The 18,383-nt window shown below is 52.9% G+C and carries 15 protein-coding genes and 1 pseudogene; 7 read left to right on the top strand and 9 right to left on the bottom strand.

The window, feature by feature from the left end; genetic code table 11:
* Positions 1–8 precede the first annotated feature (8 nt).
* Complete coding sequence (locus FJW00_RS09550; protein ID WP_140923831.1) at positions 9–1,220, bottom strand: SfnB family sulfur acquisition oxidoreductase; 1,212 nt, start codon at positions 1,218–1,220, stop codon at positions 9–11.
* A gap of 270 nt (positions 1,221–1,490) precedes the next feature.
* The gene (locus FJW00_RS09545; RefSeq protein WP_009093142.1) at positions 1,491–1,958 is read right to left on the bottom strand and encodes an SgcJ/EcaC family oxidoreductase; all 468 of its coding nucleotides are present in this window, start codon (positions 1,956–1,958) and stop codon (positions 1,491–1,493) included.
* An 839-nt stretch (positions 1,959–2,797) separates the two neighbouring features.
* Between FJW00_RS09545 and FJW00_RS09540 the strand changes: the two genes are divergently transcribed.
* Positions 2,798–3,835, top strand: a complete 1,038-nt coding sequence (locus tag FJW00_RS09540) for a tyrosine-type recombinase/integrase (RefSeq protein ID WP_140923829.1) — start codon at positions 2,798–2,800, stop codon at positions 3,833–3,835.
* A 228-nt stretch (positions 3,836–4,063) separates the two neighbouring features.
* On the opposite strand, the gene feoB is transcribed toward FJW00_RS09540, so the two are convergent.
* The 3 genes and pseudogenes from feoB to FJW00_RS09525 all read right to left on the bottom strand — a co-directional run bounded on the left by feoB (position 4,064) and on the right by FJW00_RS09525 (position 7,372).
* Complete coding sequence (gene feoB, locus FJW00_RS09535; RefSeq protein WP_140923827.1) at positions 4,064–6,388, bottom strand: Fe(2+) transporter permease subunit FeoB; 2,325 nt, start codon at positions 6,386–6,388, stop codon at positions 4,064–4,066.
* Complete coding sequence (locus tag FJW00_RS09530; protein WP_140923825.1) at positions 6,388–6,612, bottom strand: FeoA domain-containing protein; 225 nt, start codon at positions 6,610–6,612, stop codon at positions 6,388–6,390. The genes feoB and FJW00_RS09530 overlap by 1 nt, the downstream gene beginning before the upstream one ends.
* A 167-nt stretch (positions 6,613–6,779) precedes the next feature.
* Positions 6,780–7,372 (bottom strand): annotated as a pseudogene (locus tag FJW00_RS09525) (Rpn family recombination-promoting nuclease/putative transposase).
* 355 nt (positions 7,373–7,727) lie between these two features.
* On the opposite strand from FJW00_RS09525, the gene FJW00_RS09520 reads away from it, so the two are divergent.
* The 3 genes from FJW00_RS09520 (at position 7,728) to FJW00_RS09510 (ending at position 9,817) form a co-directional block, all read left to right on the top strand.
* Positions 7,728–8,009, top strand: coding sequence for a hypothetical protein (locus FJW00_RS09520; protein WP_009093134.1), 282 nt, complete (start codon positions 7,728–7,730; stop codon positions 8,007–8,009).
* A gap of 913 nt (positions 8,010–8,922) precedes the next feature.
* Positions 8,923–9,159: a YgdI/YgdR family lipoprotein gene (locus FJW00_RS09515; protein ID WP_009093133.1), complete on the top strand. Its 237-nt coding sequence runs from the start codon at positions 8,923–8,925 to the stop codon at positions 9,157–9,159.
* A gap of 352 nt (positions 9,160–9,511) precedes the next feature.
* The gene (locus tag FJW00_RS09510) at positions 9,512–9,817 is read left to right on the top strand and encodes a hypothetical protein (RefSeq protein ID WP_033736866.1); all 306 of its coding nucleotides are present in this window, start codon (positions 9,512–9,514) and stop codon (positions 9,815–9,817) included.
* Positions 9,818–9,883: 66 nt separating this feature from the next.
* Here the strand turns inward: FJW00_RS09510 and FJW00_RS22685 are convergent, their stop codons facing one another.
* Positions 9,884–10,060 (bottom strand): DUF2256 domain-containing protein, encoded by a 177-nt coding sequence (locus FJW00_RS22685; protein WP_009093131.1) that lies wholly within the window; start codon positions 10,058–10,060, stop codon positions 9,884–9,886.
* A gap of 1,215 nt (positions 10,061–11,275) precedes the next feature.
* Between FJW00_RS22685 and FJW00_RS09500 the strand changes: the two genes are divergently transcribed.
* Positions 11,276–11,677, top strand: coding sequence for an H-NS family histone-like protein (locus tag FJW00_RS09500; protein ID WP_009093130.1), 402 nt, complete (start codon positions 11,276–11,278; stop codon positions 11,675–11,677).
* 153 nt (positions 11,678–11,830) lie between these two features.
* Here the strand turns inward: FJW00_RS09500 and FJW00_RS09495 are convergent, their stop codons facing one another.
* The gene (locus FJW00_RS09495; RefSeq protein WP_140923821.1) at positions 11,831–13,387 is read right to left on the bottom strand and encodes a sensor domain-containing diguanylate cyclase; all 1,557 of its coding nucleotides are present in this window, start codon (positions 13,385–13,387) and stop codon (positions 11,831–11,833) included.
* A gap of 275 nt (positions 13,388–13,662) precedes the next feature.
* Between FJW00_RS09495 and FJW00_RS09490 the strand changes: the two genes are divergently transcribed.
* Together FJW00_RS09490 and FJW00_RS09485 are read left to right on the top strand one after the other, a co-directional pair.
* Positions 13,663–14,064 carry an H-NS family histone-like protein gene (locus tag FJW00_RS09490; RefSeq protein WP_140923819.1) on the top strand — a complete coding sequence of 134 codons (402 nt, stop codon included), beginning with the start codon at positions 13,663–13,665 and terminating at the stop codon, positions 14,062–14,064.
* Positions 14,065–14,427: 363 nt separating this feature from the next.
* Positions 14,428–15,096, top strand: coding sequence for a DUF2268 domain-containing putative Zn-dependent protease (locus FJW00_RS09485; protein WP_181405373.1), 669 nt, complete (start codon positions 14,428–14,430; stop codon positions 15,094–15,096).
* A 50-nt stretch (positions 15,097–15,146) separates the two neighbouring features.
* Here the strand turns inward: FJW00_RS09485 and ahr are convergent, their stop codons facing one another.
* Positions 15,147–16,163: an NADPH-dependent aldehyde reductase Ahr gene (ahr, locus tag FJW00_RS09480; RefSeq protein WP_009093125.1), complete on the bottom strand. Its 1,017-nt coding sequence runs from the start codon at positions 16,161–16,163 to the stop codon at positions 15,147–15,149.
* A 104-nt stretch (positions 16,164–16,267) separates the two neighbouring features.
* Entirely contained in the window at positions 16,268–18,241 is a 1,974-nt protein-coding gene (locus FJW00_RS09475) for a methyl-accepting chemotaxis protein (protein WP_140923816.1), read from the bottom strand.
* Positions 18,242–18,383: the final 142 nt, after the last annotated feature.

Below are 18,383 nucleotides of genomic sequence, written 5' to 3'. Positions count from 1 at the left end.
CTTTCTCCTTAAATCCACGCATGGCGCGCAGGGTAGATCGCATTGAGGTAGTAATTGCCAATGGCGTGGGTTTTCCAGCGCACCGGGTCATGCAGCGTGTGGGTGCGGGCATTGCGCCAGTGGCGGTCGAGTCCATGCTGCAGCAGCGTCGCGCGGCTTCCACCCCATTCCAGCAGCTTTTCGCTGGCACGCAGCGCGATATCGGTGGTCAGCACCTTGGCTTCCGCCACGGCAATTGAGGCGGCGGCGCTGTTTTCCGCCGTCAGAGGCTGCGAGGCCAGCGAATCAAGGACCCGGGCCGCCCGTCGCAGCAGGGCATTCGCGGCACTCAGTTCGGTACTGATGCGCCCGATGTCAGCCAGGATATAGGGATCATCAGCGTTGCGAGCGACGCCTGCATCCACCCAGGGACGTGAGTGATGACGGACAAACTCCAGCGCATCGTCCAGCGCGCCCTGCGCGATACCGGCATCAATCGCTGCCTGAATCAGCTGTGACACCGCACCTCGCAGGGTCGGTTTGTCTGACGATGGCAGGGGAATGATTGCGTCAGGCCCGACGATGACCCGATCAAGCCTTACCGTTCCGCTGGCGGTGGTACGCTGACCCATCCCTGACCAGTCATCCACGATCTCCACCCCTTCGGCAGGCAGCGGGATAAAAGCCATGGCCGGCTTGTCGTCCTCCTGCAGTGCGGTCGTAACCAGGATATCCGCGAACAATGCGCCGGTTGAGTAGAACTTCTCCCCGCTCAGACGCGATGTCTGACCCTCACGCACCAGTCGGGCCTGGATGTCGCGCGTATGGCGGGTGTTCTTTTCAGGGCCACCATTGCCCAGTCGCTTGCCACTGACCACCGCCTGCAGCCATTTTTCCTGCTGTGACGGTTCGCCTTCGCCAAGAATGAACTGGATCAGGCCAAAGTGATTCTGCGGGATCTGGCCCAGGGAGGGATCGCTGGCCGAGATGATGCGGAAGACCTCCGCCACGGTCTGGAAATCCAGCCCGCCACCGCCAAAGCGGCGTGGCACGCTGATGCTGCCCAGTCCGAGCCGGGTAAACTGGCTGATCAGTTCACGGGGATAGAGCCGCTGCTGATCCCGGGCAACAGCACCCGGTTTCGCCTGTTCAGCCAGCGCATGCGCGGCCTGAATGGCCTGTTTTCGACAGGTTATGATAGCCACCTGAAAGGTTTCGGGTGGATCGGAAATAAGATTCATGGCGCTTCCGGTAAAAGAGCGAGACTTCAAATCAGGCAGGCTGATATTGAGTGCATCACATTAATAAACGTTGAAAGCGATAATAGGCAGCTGGTCAGAACGAAGTAAATAGCGCGGTTATTACAATATACGCAAAGCTAATTCATATTACAGCTTTGCATTTTAAATGCATATATGGCTGGTACTGCAGAAGGGAAACTGTCGGTTTTATATAAAATTAAAACCAGCTTCAGAGGCTGGTTTTAATTTTAGAGTGATGATGCGCTGTAATTATTTGCTTGCCGACTCCGGCATTGCCGAGGAGTGATGGGTCGAAATTTTCCAGCCTTTTCCATCCCAGACGTAAGTAAACGTATAGCGCGCGGTTACCTGCGTGTTATCTTTAAACGTAAAGGTATAAACGCCGGCATCAATTGCTTTATTACAGCCGGTTCTGATGGTGCGGGAGTTGATTTTACCGCGCGGCCCTTTTTTCAGAAAGTCTTTGAAATAATCAATCCGTTCCTGATCGGTGAGTCTGACCTGATTGGAGATAGTGGGCAGTAATACCGCATCACTGACATAGAGTTGCGAAACCTTCGTCGCATCGCCGGTTGCCAGCGTGTCATTCCACTTGTCGAACAGGCTGGCGACATCCTGTTCAGAGGCTTTAATGCAGGTTTCCGGCTGCTGTGCCAGCGTAATGGCGGGCGCGCAAAGCAGACCTGTCAGGGATAATGATAATAATGTTTTTTTCATGAAATAGTCTCCATTAACTCATCCTGGCTTAGGGGGGCGCTCTCTCTGATCTCTGAGAAAACACCGGTAAATACGGGTTAAAATAAGGAATCGTGAATCTGAAATGTAAAGGATGTAATTATTTTCTGATGCCGTAATGAATAAAAAGCAGCCGGGTTTAGTTATTCTTTTGTTAATGCTGGCTATACGTGCTCTGCTATTGTGGCGTAACGTTACCTTACGCCCTACTCTGCATGAAACTTAAATCTCTGATATGCGATTATTTAGATTTATATGCTGATTTCATGTTCTCCTCATTGGATTGTTAACGGCGTTAAGGCGCATTTTTCAGGAGTAAAGCAGGGGGCGCAGATAACGTGTCCGCAGCGTTTCGGGTGATATCCAAAGCGGAGGGAAATATAGCATCGCAGTTTTTTAATCAACGCCAGATGGCTAATTACTTCACGACCGGACTTGAAGATTCTGAGTTAAAAATAAACCATCAGCTTCGCTGCCTTCTCGCTTAAATTCGGATAAACCTCTGGCGCGATTTCTGAATTTCATTCCTGAGCCTCTTTCCTGTCACTTTCTATCCGGTGTCGATATCCTCGCGAATGTCAGTAGATTCCTTGCGGCCGTCGTTGCCTCCTGATGAAAAAGTGGCTCTTCTTGCTGGCTTCGTATAATTATTCTTATACGAAGTCATGACAGTATGGATGCGCCGGGTTATGATGACAGACAGTCAAAACCATTTTGTAAAATGGCAGCGCTACGTAAATTCTGGCGGGCTCATCCCCTGCTTTTTTCTCAGAATTCACGTAGCGCGATCAACGCCGTTTTCGGTCAATCAGTGAGCAAAAATGACAGAGTTAGTGCCGTTAACTGAACTGCAGATGAACCGGAGCGGGGATATCGCTGAACGCCTCAGACAATTTGTGCAGGACAAAGAGGCCTTCTCGCCTAACACGTGGCGACAGCTTCTGAGCGTGATGCGGATCTGCAATCAGTGGTCGGAAGAAAATCAGCGCAGCTTTCTGCCGATGAGCGCCGATGATTTGCGCGACTATCTTACTTTCCTGGCTGACAGCGGGCGGGCTTCCTCCACCGTCACGTCACATGCGGCTCTGATTTCGATGTTACACCGTAACGCAGGTCTGCCCGTGCCCAACACCTCGCCGCAGGTTTTTCGTGCGATGAAGAAGATAAACCGGGTGGCGGTGATGAGTGGCGAGCGGGCGGGACAGGCTGTGCCCTTCAGGCTGAGCGATCTGCTGGCGCTGGACAGGCAGTGGTCAGGTGCTGACAGCCTTCAGGCGCGCCGCGATCTGGCCTTTCTGCACGTCGCATACGCAACGCTGCTGCGTATCAGTGAACTGTCGCGGTTACGGGTGCGTGATGTGATGCGTGCCGGTGATGGACGTATCATTCTGGATGTGGCCTGGACCAAAACCGTCGTACAGACCGGTGGATTAATTAAAGCCCTCAGTACGCGTTCCACCCAGCGAATGGAGGAGTGGCTGGACGCGTCCGGGCTTTCCGGCCAGCCCGATGCCTATCTGTTTACCGCTGTCCACCGCTCGGGACGCTCCCTCCCAGCCGAAAAACCTATGAGCACCCGGGCTCTGGAGCAGATTTTCGAACGCGCCTGGCGCTGTGCGGGAAAAACCGGAGGCGTGAAAGCCAATAAAAATCGCTATACCGGCTGGAGTGGCCACAGCGCAAGGGTTGGCGCAGCACAGGATATGGCAGACAAAGGCTACCCCATAGCCAGAATCATGCAGGAAGGCACCTGGAAAAAGCCGGAGACGCTGATGCGCTATATTCGTCATGTCGAAGCCCATAAAGGGGCCATGGTGGAGTTTATGGAACAGCATGCTGACGGCGCATTGCCTGATTAACGCTGACATAAAAGCGCGCTCAGCGTCTTCGGCGGATGAAGTTATCCACAGAAAAAGTGGACAGCCTGTGAGTAAACCGGTACGGGACAGCACTTTTCGGGCTTTATTCCTGAACCATCTCACTGATTAACAGGCGGTTTCGCCGTTTCCTGACGCGTCGCCGCCATTGTATTCAGATCTCCGGCCTTGCCCCTGGTCATTAACTGACGCTATCACCGGGTGATCGGGTCAGGCATATCCGCCCTGCTTATCACAATTGCCGTGGCAGCCCTGACAACGCCCTCTCTCCTCCCTGAACATGATGGGGATGTTCTGCACACGATTCCCTGCTTTGCGCAGTGCCAGCAGAATGATGACATTCAGCACCACGACACATAAGATGCAGATTGCGCTGAATGCGGGATGACGGGCAAACGTGACCGCCTGATAAAAGAGCGTCGCCGTGGTGTAGGCGATGTTCAGTCCCCAGAAAAAGGAGAACATCATCCATTTCTTGCCTGCTTCGCGTGCAATCGCTCCCATGACAGAGACACAGGGAATGTAGAGCAGGACGAAAATCAGGTAGCTATAGGCGGCAAACCCACTGCCAAATTTATCCGACATCACACTCATCGGGCCGGACGCCATGTCGCCATCACCTTTACTGGCTTCAATGGGATGCGCCAGTGCATCGATCCTGAACGCAGCCTTTAAGCCAGTCCAGGTTTCAGTCAGCGCCTCTTTTAACTCACCTCCCAGGTCAAAAGCCTGCGGATCGAACGGGCTGCTCTGAATCGCCTCGGTGGTGTAAAGACTGTTAAGTGTGCCCACCACCACCTCTTTCGCCATAATGCCACTCACCAGTCCCACGGTTGCCTGCCAGTTATCCTGTGTGACACCTATCGGTAGCAGCGCCGGCGTAATCGCTTTACTGGTCGCAGCCAGTGCGGAGTGGTTAATGTCATTCACCAGCTGGCCATTGAATGCAAAACTGCTCAGTACACCAATCAGCATGCTCACCAGGATGATGACCTGCCCGGCCCGCACCACAAACATTTTCAGCCGTTGCCACGTCTGCAGCAGCAGACTTTTGAGATGGGGCCGGTGATAGACCGGCAGCTCCATGATGAACGGTGAGGCTTCACCTCCCAGCAGGGTATGCTTGAGTACCAGCCCGGTTACGACCGCGACGATAATCCCCAGCAGATAGAGGGAGAAAACCAGGCTGGAGCTGTGTGCATGGAAAAATGCCGCAGCGAAAACCGCAAAGATCGCCAGCCGCGCACCGCATGACATAAATGGCGCAATCAGCACCGTCAGCAGACGCTCACGCGGCGTGTCCAGCGTGCGTGTCCCCATCACTGACGGCACGTTACAGCCAAAGCCGACAATCAATGGCACAAATGATTTGCCCGGCAGGCCCAGTGACTGCATCAACCGATCCATCACAAAGGCGGCGCGAGCCATATAGCCCGAGTCTTCCAGAAAAGCGAGGAACAGGAACATCAGGCCAATCTGCGGAATAATCGGCAGCACGGTGTTGATGCCAGCCCCGATCCCCTGCGCCAGAAACACCGTCAGCCAGGCCGGGAAGTGACAGACCGCACCCAGCCATTGTGCACCATGAATGAATATCGCCACCGAACTGCTGTCGAATAGCGGCTGCAAGGCGGCGCCGATATTGATAGAGAGCACGAACATCACATACATCACCGCCAGAAAAATCGGAATGCCCAGCCAGCGGTTCAGCACAACCTGATCAATACGGCTGGTGAGATTCGCGGGCGCGGCCTGATCGCTATGACTGACGGCCGCACAGATTGCATTAATGGCGCGATAACGATAGTCGGCAATCTGTACGCCCGCCTCTTCACCCACCTGCTGCGTGATTTCTGGTAAGTGGGCTTCCAGTTCCGGACAAAGCTTCAGGCTGTTGATATCACCCTCCAGCAACTGTAAGGCCAGCCAGCGGCGTTTCTGTGGCGCTGTTGTGGCGGACATCTGCTGACATAGCTGCCCGATGGCCGATTCAATCGCTGCCGGGTAGCATACCTGCTCCGGTGCGCGATAAACCTGCGGTTCATCGATTAACGCTTTAAGCTGTGCAATGCCGTCACCCCGGGTTGAGGTCAGTGAAACGACCGGACAGCCCATCCGGGCTGACAGGGCTTCCGTATCGATAGTGATGTTCTGGCTGGCGGCGATATCCTGCATGTTGAGGGCAATAATACAGGGCAGCCCCAGCTCCAGTAGCTGAAGCGTCAGGAACAGGTTGCTTTCGAGACGGGAGGCATCGACGACGTTAATCACGATGTCGGCATGCTCCTGATAAAGGTACTGGCAGGCGATGCTTTCATCGATGGAGCTTTCGGCAGATAGGGTTGTCAGCGAGCGGGTTCCCGGTAAATCGATGAGCCGGACATCTGACCGGGCCGTAAAGAACTGTCCCTCCTTACGCTCAACTGTGACGCCCGCCCAGTTCCCCACCCGCTGGCGGGCGCCAGTGAGCTGATTAAACAGCGTTGTTTTACCGGTGTTAGGATTACCAATCAGCTCGATGGTTATCTTTTTCATCAGACGATTTCCTCCAGAATAATTGCGTCCAGGTCACCCTGTCGCACCGCCAGAGTGACACGACGGGTTGAGATCTGTACCGGGTCACCCAGGGGGGCGACACGAATAACTTCAATCACTGCGCCCGGCAGCATACCCATCGTCAGTAATTTCTGACGCCAGGTGGAATTGACCGAGGGTTGATAGCCCACTATCCGGTAGGAGCAGCCTGTGTTAATTGCCATACCCTGTTCTGCCTCTGAGTAAGAAGCACTTATTCTACAAATGATAAGCGTTTCGATTTTTGATCTGACATCGGACAGGCAGGGGAAAATGGCCGTCAGGGTCAACGGCAGTTCAACAGGCTGTAAAAGGGATAATTCAGCGGGATTAAAGGGACGATGAGGCGAACTCAGTGGCGGATTTGTGACAGTTCCTCATCGGTCAGGCCGGTCATCTTCATGATGGTATCGCGGTCGAGGCCATTCTGCAGCATCGTCCGCGCAATTTTCAGGGTTGCGTCGCGTTCACCTTCAGAATGGCCCTTCTCTCTGCCAATCTGAATCCCTTCCTCAATGCCTTTTTGCTCAAGTTGTTGTGCGATGGTCATGAGTGCGTCTCCGTGTTGCGGCACACGCTGTGCCAGTTCGCGAACAAAGGATTGGGCGTCGGATGTTTCGCCTCCAGATGACGCTGCATGGCCGCCACCGCATAGCGCATCAGACGGAAGGCCATATGTTTGTCGGGCGTAGACTGATGCTCAATCAGAACATGAATGTAACCGTCGCCAGCGCGTGTTTTAAGGCTGTAAAGCACGTCGCTGAAATATTGCCGGAGGTCATCCTCGACAAACGAACCGGATTCCAGCGTGAGTGTGCTGAGATCCCATATTTCCCGAAGCTCTGCCGGAAGATGTATTTCCATAAAATCACGGGCAACATCTGGCTGGGTCAGAAATTGACGGAACATAGCGTCATGAGGTGTAGGGGTATAGTTTGTCTTCATCTGCCCTGACTCCGAAATAGGGACATGTTCACTACCAGAGGCGCATGAGCAACGATGCAGAGTTACAACAGGCGTTATTTAAACACAGGGCACAAGGCTCAACGCGTCATGCTCTTATTACTCACGTTCTGTTCACCTTTTTAACTTACAATAAACCTGGTTCCCTTTTTTAAAGGGATATCGTGTGCCTGCAAAAATGTCAATCGAAGCAGTTCGATTAGCTATTTTCTTTGAAAAAATTTAATCGTTATTCTGGCCTGATAATCTGCTGGACCAGCAGCGTGAAAAAAGACTTTTTTGATAAAATGACGCCGCGATACCTATTTAATGTAACTTAAATGTTGAGGGAGTTAATATGCGCTTATTAAATATATCAGAAGCGAAAAGCGTCAGCGGTGCTGATATCGGCTACGCAGAGTTACTTGGGATGTGGAATGACGCTGGCCTGAATTCAGATTGCTGCTTCAATTATAATCGTGCCGCTAAAACCATTAATGCTATCGGTCTGGCCAGCGCGACTGAATACAAAAGCTGGAACAATTCGTCTATGGGTGAAGCCGGATGGATGCTCAACGAGGCGGGCGAGAAAGTGACCTGGTTCAATAACGGTCTTTTTATTGCTTTTCAGGTCAGTTGATTCGGCCTGCGCAATGGGCAAATCGTTGCATTATCTGACCGCGTGATACCGGAAAAGGTTTCTGACGCCTCAGGAACCTTTTATTTAAGTTAAGCAGTGGGTTTACTGACTGGCCGTTATATCTGATCTGACATCCACCCGTGCATTTAGTTACATCATACATATACTACAGAAACAGCTGTTACGGCCCTCCGGGCCGTGCGGGGCGGCTTGTCAAAGGGCACTCGGAGTTTCAGAACAGCTCGATGATAATTGCCAGAGAGGGGCAGCGGGGCGCAGGCTCGCCCGGATAATACTGCCAGCTCTTATTGGTTGTTGTAACTAACATAAGGGTTGATGACAAATAATCTGGCCTTTCTTTTCCGCCTGCACATCAGGGCGCAGACCGTCGTGGCTCCGGTTATCCGGTATAAGTGCCAGGATGCTGTTATGGGTGCTATATCCTGCTCTTTAAATTGTCTTTGAAAACGTAATCCCTCGCGGGCTGTTAAGCAAGTAACATCATTAAATTCGCCCTGATTCGGCAAATACCCTCCCCTTGAGTCGGCTATAACGCCTGAATGACTCAGCGATTTATGTAAAAAAGAACCACTCAGGTGAGAAGCAATATAGGGTTAATTTGAAATCCAATAGTAACGTGCAATTACATTGAGGCTTTATCCCGATGCGAAATCTTTGCATAACGCCAAGCATAAGCGTGTGTACTCTTCGGCGTCATTGTTCTGCCAGAATTTAAAGCGGATTGTAGTGGCTGGATAAGGCTGCCGTTAAGAGAGGGGACTCGGCTTGTTATAAATGATCCAGATCAATTTAATTCACGTAAATCTTTTGAATGCCCTACTGTTATCACGTCGTTTAAGAATGCGAAAACATAATACGGCATCGTTTTAAACAGCAATATACGGGAACGGTTATGAAATCCTCAGCCTTTATCCACAGAAGTGCCATTATCCTTGCCATGATGCTCTCAGCCATGTCACTGGCTGCCTGCTCCGGGAGTTACATCATCTCAACCACGGATGGTCACATGATTACCACCAAAGGCAAGCCGGCTAAAGACAAAGAGACCGGCATGATTGCCTATAAAGATACAGATGGAAATATGCATCAGCTCCAGCAGCATGATGTTAAGGAAATTGTACAAAAATAGGCCTTTTCTGCACTGAGCAGAGTTACCTCATCCTCTGACTTCACGGAAAACAGATTCGATGGAATGTTGTTTGAGCGGTCCTGGCTTAGCACTGTGTGCCTCTTCCTCTGCAATGGCGACAGGCCTCAACGCAGAACAGGGTAAACACTTCACCACCCTTAAGGCAGAGACGGGCCACTCCTCCAGCAGTATCTATCCGGACAGTCAGTGGATAAAAGACGATAGATGACGTTGAGATTGCTCAGACAGGAACGGGCTATAGCCTGGAGACTGGGCCAGTAATTATAGCCGCCGGCGTTAAAACCACGTATGTCGTTAGCGGTATGACTTTTTAATAATCGCTGAGAAACAGATGATGAAACCTTTCCTGTTACTTTTCTTCACTCTCTGTCTGACCGGATGCGTTCAGTACAAATGGGTTAAACCTGATGCCTCTGAGCAGCAGGAGATGATGGCAGAAACCGCGTGTCAGGCTCAGGCGCTGCGTGAGTTGCCGCCTGATAACATTGTCAGTGGCAAATACACGTCTCACGACGACAAGCATAAAACAACGGATACCGACTACTCCACCAGTGACGCGAACGAAAGTCAGCGCGAAATCCTGGTGAAAGATTGTATGTTCAGACAGGGCTGGCAACAGATTGAGGTTCAGCAGTGATGATCTGATGACAGGCGTGGCCGGGAGAACGCCTTCTGGCCCGTTCTGTTTCACCGTTATAACGTTTTACAGAGGATCGTTCTCTGTCTGATCCCTGCGCTGTGCATGCGCCGCGCGTCGGCAGCGTTCAGAACAATATTTCACTTCCTCCCAGCATCTTTCCCATTTTTTCCGCCAGCTCATCGGTTTTTTGCACATTTGACAGTAACGAACCGGTAATGACTTTTTATTCCCCTTAAACACGTTACTCCCCCGCCTAATCAATCCTGACGCTGCTGTTAACCCCTTTGTTCTCTGAGTGTAGCTCAACCCGACAGCGCAACGTTTTCCGGAACACCTGATCCATGATGTCATCGTCAGACTCAGAACGGTCTCAGCTGTTTATAAACGTGTAAAATCTGACCATATTATCTGGCGAGACGGGCATATCAAAGCCTGAGCCGGTATCGACGTCTGTATTCTGGCAGTTATATACAGCGTTAAACTGTGCGCTTCTTAAAGGCAAATTAATTACATCAGGCAACCATCGGACTCTGTTAATGCCCGCTAAGGTTAGCGGATAGTCAGGGGCGGTATTTTGCAGGGTGTCATGCAACAGGCTGTCGATACCTGTGCGCTTTGCAATGTTTTTACGATGCTGATCATAAGATCCTCACCCACCTCAGACAGCAATGATGTGCCACGTTTAATGCATCCTGTGCAATAATACCGTCAGATAATATTACGCACGATGACATTAGCGCCCCCTGATGCACTTAGTTATCCAGTCTGTGCCTGTATGCAGAGTAATTAGAACCGTAAATACTCTCTGAAGAACGGATTAGCCTCGCATGATTCCGCTTAAGTTATGTCCATCGGTTTAAGCACGTATTCGCGTAACGTATTAAAGCCAAACGGCACGACGTTTAGTAAACTATCCGCATCCTGATTATGTTAACAGCACCAGGCCACTCCAAATAAAATTAATCAAATACAGTGCGTTACAAATAAAACCGGGCTAACCAGGCGGCCTGGAATTAACCGCTCTGGCGTTATTTAATAAGGATTTTCACAGCTTATCCCTTCCTGACAGGATAAGCATTCGCCGTTTATCTGACGCCCGGTGTAAATAATTTTATCTTTTCCTGCTCATGAACCTAATCTGAGAGCACACGGCTTCGCTTGAAAAATGGCGAACAAGTCTGGTAACAGACTGAATTATCCGATGAGGGCTGACAGGTTTTTTTTGACAGCGTACGTGAGAAAAGGGTAAAAATGCATAAATTTACTTTTGTTTAACGCTGATGCGCTAAATAGAGTTTCAACTCTCTCAGAAAGCGATTAATATGGCTGTGTTGAACTCCAGGTTCTGTATTTGATTCTTCGAAGGCAAGCATCCTAAAAAAGCAGGTCTGACGAAAAGCATCAGCGTGAACCCGCTCTGTATTTTATTATCTGAACATGACTATGGTGACTTTGATGAGTGACACTCTCAATAGCTTGAATAATATCCGTACCCTTCGCGCTAACGCTCGCGAACTTGATCTTGCTGCTTTAGAAGAAATGCTGGAAAAACTCTCCGTTGTCGTTAGCGAGCGTCGTGAAGAAGCGCAGGCTTCAGAAGCGGCTAATCGTGAAAAAGCAGAAAAACTGGCAAAATACCGCGAATTACTGCTGCAGGAAGGTATCGATCCTAACGAGCTGTTAAATGGTATGCAGACTGCGCCGACAGAGAAGAAAAAGCGTGCGCCCCGCCCTGCCAAATATCAGTACACCGATGAAAATGGCGAAGTTAAGCAGTGGACCGGTCAGGGCCGTACCCCCTCTGCGATTAAAGCTGCCATTGATGAAGGTAAATCGCTGGACGATTTCCTGATTTAATCCGGCAGGCGTTTATCAAAACCCGCCCGGCGTTGCCCGGCGGGTTTTCTGCATCCTGTTGTTTAGCGAAACGCGATGAAACTAACCCCGTCATGCATGTCTGCCACACCCTCCTGACATCACATTAGCTCCCTCAATGGCTGATCCTCCGCGTTACTGCTCTTCACCCATAACCTGGTTTCGCCCTGCCCGTTTTGCACGATACAGAGCCTCGTCCGCGCGCGCTATCAACGCCTGAGGCGCTGACGGAGAGTCAGCCGCCAGGCTTACAGCACAGCCAGCACTCAGCGTGACATGTTTTTGCGGCAGTTCAGAAGTGAGGTGCGGAATATCAAGCTGATTAACGGCTTCGATGAGGGTTTCAGCGAGATGGAGCGCGGCTGACAGCGGCTGATCCGGCAGAATAATCGCAAACTCTTCTCCGCCGTAGCGTGCCGTGAGTTCGTTTTTACGCCGCGTGTTCTGTGCCAGCACGGCAGCGACTTTTTTCAGACAATCATCACCGGCGACATGGCCATAGGTATCGTTGTAACGTTTGAAATAGTCGATATCAAACAGAATCAGTGATACAGGCTCGCCGCTGAGCGCCGCCTTCTGCAGGCTCTGCATCAGCATTTGATCAAAATAGCGCCGGTTGGCCACGCCAGTCAGGCCATCACTGTGTGCCAGATTTTCCAGGGAGCGGTTAGCTGCGGTCAGCTCATCGCGCAGTCGGGTCAGCTCACGCTGATACCGCAGCGTATGCCGTGCCTGACGCAGTACAAAGTTACCCAGTAAGATGATAACGGCCAGCAGGATCAGGCTCAGTATCAGATCCTGTACCCAGCCTCTGAGCCAGTGCTGAAACAGGGCGCGTTTGTCATACCCGGCGGCAACCACCAGCGGATAGCGCTGCGATCGGACAAAACCAAAGATGCGCTGTTTACCATCCAGTGCGGCGGTCCACTGACCGCTGCCTTTGTCGGCATTCGCCAGCATCTTCAGGAAAAGCGGACTCACCGAGAGGTTTTTACCGATGTAGCTATCCGGCATTGGCCGGGCGTAGAGCACCGTACTGTCTGCCAGCATCAGCACCAGTACATCCCCTTCACTGAGCTCGTAGTAGCTGTAAAAACGGCGGAAGTAGTCCACTTTGATGGTGGCCAGTAAAACGCCGCGAAACCCATTATAGGCATCATTAACACGCAGCGTCACCGGAATCACCAGTTCATGCGTGGTGCGACTGCGCAGCACCGGGCCAACATGCAGAGTGTTTCGCAGACTGGAGCGGTGATAAGCAAAATATTCGCGATCGGCATTATTAATATCAGGCGGGATACGGTTCATGGAAGTTGCTATCCACTTACCGTGCGCATCATAGTAAAACAGGCCGTGAAGCTGAGGCAGACGGCTCTGCAGCAGGCGCATTGTCTCGCTCAGCCCCCGGCCATCCACCCCGTTCGTCGCAATCTGCTTTTCGAGCTCGCGCTGTAATTCACGCAAAGAGAGTTCGGTCTGTAAAAACGTATCGTCCGCCTGGCGCGCCTGCGATAGCGACAGGTTGACCGCCGTATCCTCAACTTTCCTGACGGTGTTGTTCCAGTCTTCACGCAACGACCAGAGATCGGATCCAATCACCAGGACAGCAAGCAATACGCCTGACAGCGTAATGCTTCTGAGAAGGGGGGAAATCCCTGACGCTGTCTCATCATTTTTACGGCGAAACTTCATGCCTGTCCTTAATAAAACCTGTTGACTGATTTAAGCACAGTTATCCCCCGGCAAAAATGTAAATCCCGCAATCCCCTTTCGATAGCGATAATCGCTATTTTATCAGCAGATTTCGCTTTTATATTACGTCGGGTCAACTCAGGGAACACACCCAAAACCGGAAAAGCAGTGCATAAATCTACAGAGAGACTTCAAATGGCATGCGGGTCAGTGTTACCCTTGCCCGCTGAAAAATTTGCACTTTATTGATTAACTTGAGTATTTGAGAATTTTGTATGAATAAGAACCTGAACAGCCTGAATAATATCCGCACGCTTCGCGCCGAGGCACGCCATCTGACTGTGGCCACGCTGGAAGAGTTACATCAGAAATTAGAGGCCGTGGTGAACGAGCGTCGCGAAGAGGAAAATGCGCGGGCAGCAGAGGCGCGTGAGAAGGCGGAGAAACTGGCCTTCTACCAGGAGCTGTTGCAGGAAGAAGGCATTGATCCGGCGGAGCTGGTCAACAGCACCCCGACCCCGGCTCCCGGTAAAAAGAAACGGGCGAAGCGTCCGGCGAAATACCGTTACAGCGATGCTCAGGGCCAGGTTCACTTCTGGACAGGTCAGGGCCGGACGCCCAGCGTGATCAAAACAGCCATTGATAAGGGTCAGTCGCTGGATGATTTCCTGATCTGATCAGGGTGAACGTACTGCCGTTACGCTGGTTGCCCGCTGCAGCCGATCGCGGTATTCAGGCATGACCAGGCCCTGATCCTTACCCTGGTCATGCCCCATCCCGCCGCGTATGTTATTAAACACCGGTCAATCAAGAAACTGTGCCTGACTACCTTCCCCATAAGTCGGCACCACCATGCGCCAGCACGATGGCAATGTCATCGTGCTGGCGAGAATATCGGGACAGCAGTCGATACCTGATGCGATACCCGTCGAAGTTTTCAGCCCCTCCTGTCAGTGATAAAAGGCATCGCTTTCAGATTCGACAGGATTAGGCCAGACTGCCTGATAGAGAAATGACTATCCCCCTGAAAGGAGTTCCCTGTGAACCATCTTTGGAAACTGCACTGGCTGGAGGCATCAGGTCAGGTCAGGCAGTACGAATCGGTTATCGTCAGGGAAGCTGAAACCGCCTTCCACCATCTCTCGTGCGTAACAGACGTTCCACGTCTGGATATATTAATTCAGTGTGTACCGGAGGCTGTGATACCTGAAACAGGTTTTGCAGGCAGGGCTTACAGTTCGACATTGTTCGGCATGGCCATTGATCCGGCAAACCCGAACCTGTCCCGGGAGCTGCAAAATGGCAGGCTGATGCGGCAGATCGTGCACGAGGTCCATCACTGTCTGCGCATGCGCGGGCCCGGGTATGGCTGGACGCTGGGGGAAGCATTAGTCAGCGAAGGTCTGGCCGGTCAGTTTGTCTGCTGGCTGCTGGAAACAGCGGCAGAACCCTGGGAGTGTGCCATCGAGCTCAGTGAATTACAGGCTAACCCGGTCCCCCTGACGACGCTGCAAAGCGCCCGGTACGACCATTCAGCCTGGTTCTTCGGCACCGGTGCATATCGCCGCTGGTATGGGTATACGCTGGGCTATCAGATGGTTGCCGCCTGGCACCGTCGTCATCGGGCATGTCCGACAGAAAATTGGTTCGGCGTCACAGCAGATGACGTCATCGCCGCGGCTCTGGAAGAGGGATTAGTCACACAATGAAGATAAAAAAATGCCGCAGCAGGCTGCGGCATTGATTATCCAGGCTTCCATCAGAAATCGGCTTTCAGTACCACACGGTAATTGGCTTTACCGGCACGAACGTGGTCCAGCGCCTTATTGATGTCAGACATCGGGAAATACTCAACCTGAGGGGCAATGTCAGCCCGGGAAGCGAGGCGCAGCAGGGAACGCAGCTGGCCTGGCGAACCGGTGGACGACCCCGTCACCGCCTTGTCACCCATGATCAGTTCGAAAGCACTCACTTCAATCGGCTTCATCACAGCACCCACGGTGTGGAATTTGCCCTGAGGAGCCAGCGCAGCGAAATAGGGCTTCCAGTCGAGGTCGACAGCGACGGTGCTCAGGATCAGATCAAAACGACCCGCCTGTTTCTTCAGGGCTTCAGCGTCGCGGCTGTTAACCACTTCGTCAGCACCCATATCCAGGATTGACTGCTTCTTATCCGGCGTTGAACTGAAGGCCACAACTTCGGCGCCCATCGCGTGCAGGATCTTGATCGCAATGTGGCCCAGACCGCCGATACCAATCACGCCGACGCGGCTGGTGGCAGTAATGTTGCTCATCAGCAGCGGTTTAAAGACGGTAATCCCGCCACACAGCAGGGGACCCGCGGTCGCTGCATCCAGCTTCTCCGGCAGCGGGATCACCCACTGCCAGTCAGCGCGCAGCTTCTCGGCAAAACCACCTTTATTCATGATGGTCGGGATACTGCCCTGCTGGCAGTTAACCTGTTCGCCGTTGATACAGGCATCACAGTGCTGACAGCTTTTTGCCGTCCAGCCAATGCCCACTCGCTGACCGACAGAGAGTCCTTTGTTTTTAGCCGCATCACCCAGGGCAGAGACCCGGCCGATGACTTCGTGTCCGGCGATCACCGGAAACTGAGAGATGCCCCATTCGTTGTCGATCATCGACAGGTCTGAGTGGCAGACGCCACAATACTCGACCTCGACTTCAACTTCTTCGGCTGCCAGCTCGGCGGCATCGTACTCATAGAGTTCCAGGGCCTGGCCAGCCTGCATGGCTGCATAACTTTTGATTTTCATTTATACCTCTGCGTGGTTAATCACCGACAAGTGTAACAACTGCGGGCGCGGCTTGCCTGGCCGATGCGCTTATATCGCAATTTCTTACATTTTATCGAGATAAATCAGCCTTTAACCTGTGCGCCGGAGAGCGTCTGCAGCACCTTGAGCTGGGCTACTGCCTCCTGCATCGCGTCCATGCCCTGCGTGAGTTCACGCAGGCTGCCGAGGTGCTTCGCAATATCGGCGCGCTCATGTCGCGTCTGCTGATTCATGGCAGCCAGCGTGTCGGCTGCGCTGATGCTGCGCTCTGCCATCTGCGCGGCGGTCTGCGCTGAATCACTGGCCACCAGCCGGATACGTGAGATGGTGCTTACGGCCTCACTGATGTTACTCGCGGTCGCTTCAGCCTGCTCTTTCGACGAGTGCGCCAGCCGACGAACCTCGCCCGCCACCACGGCAAAGCCGCGTCCCGCCTCGCCTGCGCGCGCCGCTTCGACTGCCGCATTCAGGGCCAGAATATTGGTCTGGAAAGCAATGTTGCTGATGCCGTGCGTAATGTCGTTGATGCCGTTAGAAATTTTCTCCAGATCGTCCAGCCCCTCATCCAGCCGGCCCTGTGCCTGCTGACTTTCCGTCGCGATGTTACTGATGTTACGGATACTGCTCTCCGCCAGGCTCAGGGTTTCGCCCTGGCTCTGGGTCGCCAGTTCCAGCACCGGCAGCGCTTCCATCAGCGGAGTCAGTGCCTGCTGATAGGTGATCACCCGATTGAGCACCCGCGTCTGGATGCTGTTCAGTGCTTCCCAGCGACGCAGACCGCGTTGCGCGTAATGCGCGGCATAACCGGCATACTCCACCGGGAACTGGCTCATGGCTTTCACATCGCGATTGAAGAACACCAGCGCCGAAAGCGTCTGGTTGATCGGCACGCCCAGAATTTCGCCGAAGCTGGAAAAACCGGCGGCGGCAATCCCTTTAAAGAAATGGGCATTGTGCAGCTTGTCGGCATTGCCGACGCGGCGCAGGATACAGTCATTCATCAGAATCGCCGCCGGTTTACCATGCTGAGCGGTAAACGCCTGCCACTCCTGCTGCGTCGTCTGCTGGAAATCTTTTTCCTGCATCAGGAACAGCCGGTCGCCAAACTCAAGGTCGCAGAAAAACTGCACGCCGCTGGATTCGATTTTGGCAATGGAGCGGATAAAAAACTCATCCCCGACTTTAACGCCAAAGGTCAGCCCTTTCAGCCGCTCGGCCAGTTGCGCTTCATTGCAGTTGAGGTGTTCGCACAGCGCCGGAACAAAGGGCTGCTGCTGACCGTGACGGTTAAATACCGAGGTGACGGTACGCGCGACCGGGTCAGCTTCAGCAATCAGCCAGCTCTGATCGCGTGGCGTAAAGTTCTGGCTTTTAAACGGCGCAAAGGATTTTCCTGGCGCCATCTGGCAGAAAACGATCACCGCTTTGCCCTGCAGCACCTTGCCACCGACACCGATCCAGGTGCCATCAAAGGTAATCCGGCCGCCCGCTGAACCGCCAATGGCCAGGCAGGGAAAGCGGCCGCTGTTGTACCAGGCCTGCATCAGAAAACCTTCTGATGCGGAAAGCCCGTCACAGTAAATCATGGCGAAAGTACGGTCGGCAGAGAGCGGCATCCGCACCGGCAATCGCGCCAGCTCCTGCTGGATGGCGCTGATGCGCTGGCTGGCGGTCTGCGTATCGGCGACGTGAAGATCGACAATGTGCGTCTCATGACGGGCGATCAGCGTGTCCGGCAGCCAGAGATAGCTCCCTTCCGGACCATTCCCCTCACAGTAAGTGCTCTGTGGACGGCTGCTGCTCAGCGCGCCATTCGAGGAGAGTGTCAGCACCGTCAGATCGGCAGACGTAAAGCGTTGCCAGGCCTGACTGACGCGCCGGAAATCCGCCTCAGGCGGAACAAAGGTCATCAGGATCCCGCCCGCGCGTGCGCTCAGGCCGATGGAAGAGAGTGAATCAGGCATTGCACGGCAATCGTAAGTGCCATTTGCAGGCTGGCTGCTACGCCGGAGACGCGCAGCAGGCAGGCGACTTTTGATCGTCTTGATGATCGACATATTATTATTTTCGCTTTTATAAGATTAACTTACGCATAAATTTTGCGTTTACTGGTGTGTAAAAGGAGGGCTAAATGCAGGTCCGTTCGCGTTCAGAACTCGGCGCTGAGTACCGGTTTCGTCAATGATCGGCGGGCTCAAC

It is taken from the genome of Pantoea anthophila (assembly GCF_006494375.1).
Taxonomy (GTDB): domain Bacteria; phylum Pseudomonadota; class Gammaproteobacteria; order Enterobacterales; family Enterobacteriaceae; genus Pantoea; species Pantoea anthophila.
Note: the sequence above shows the minus strand (reverse complement) of the source record. Positions and strands in the feature narration are given on the sequence as shown.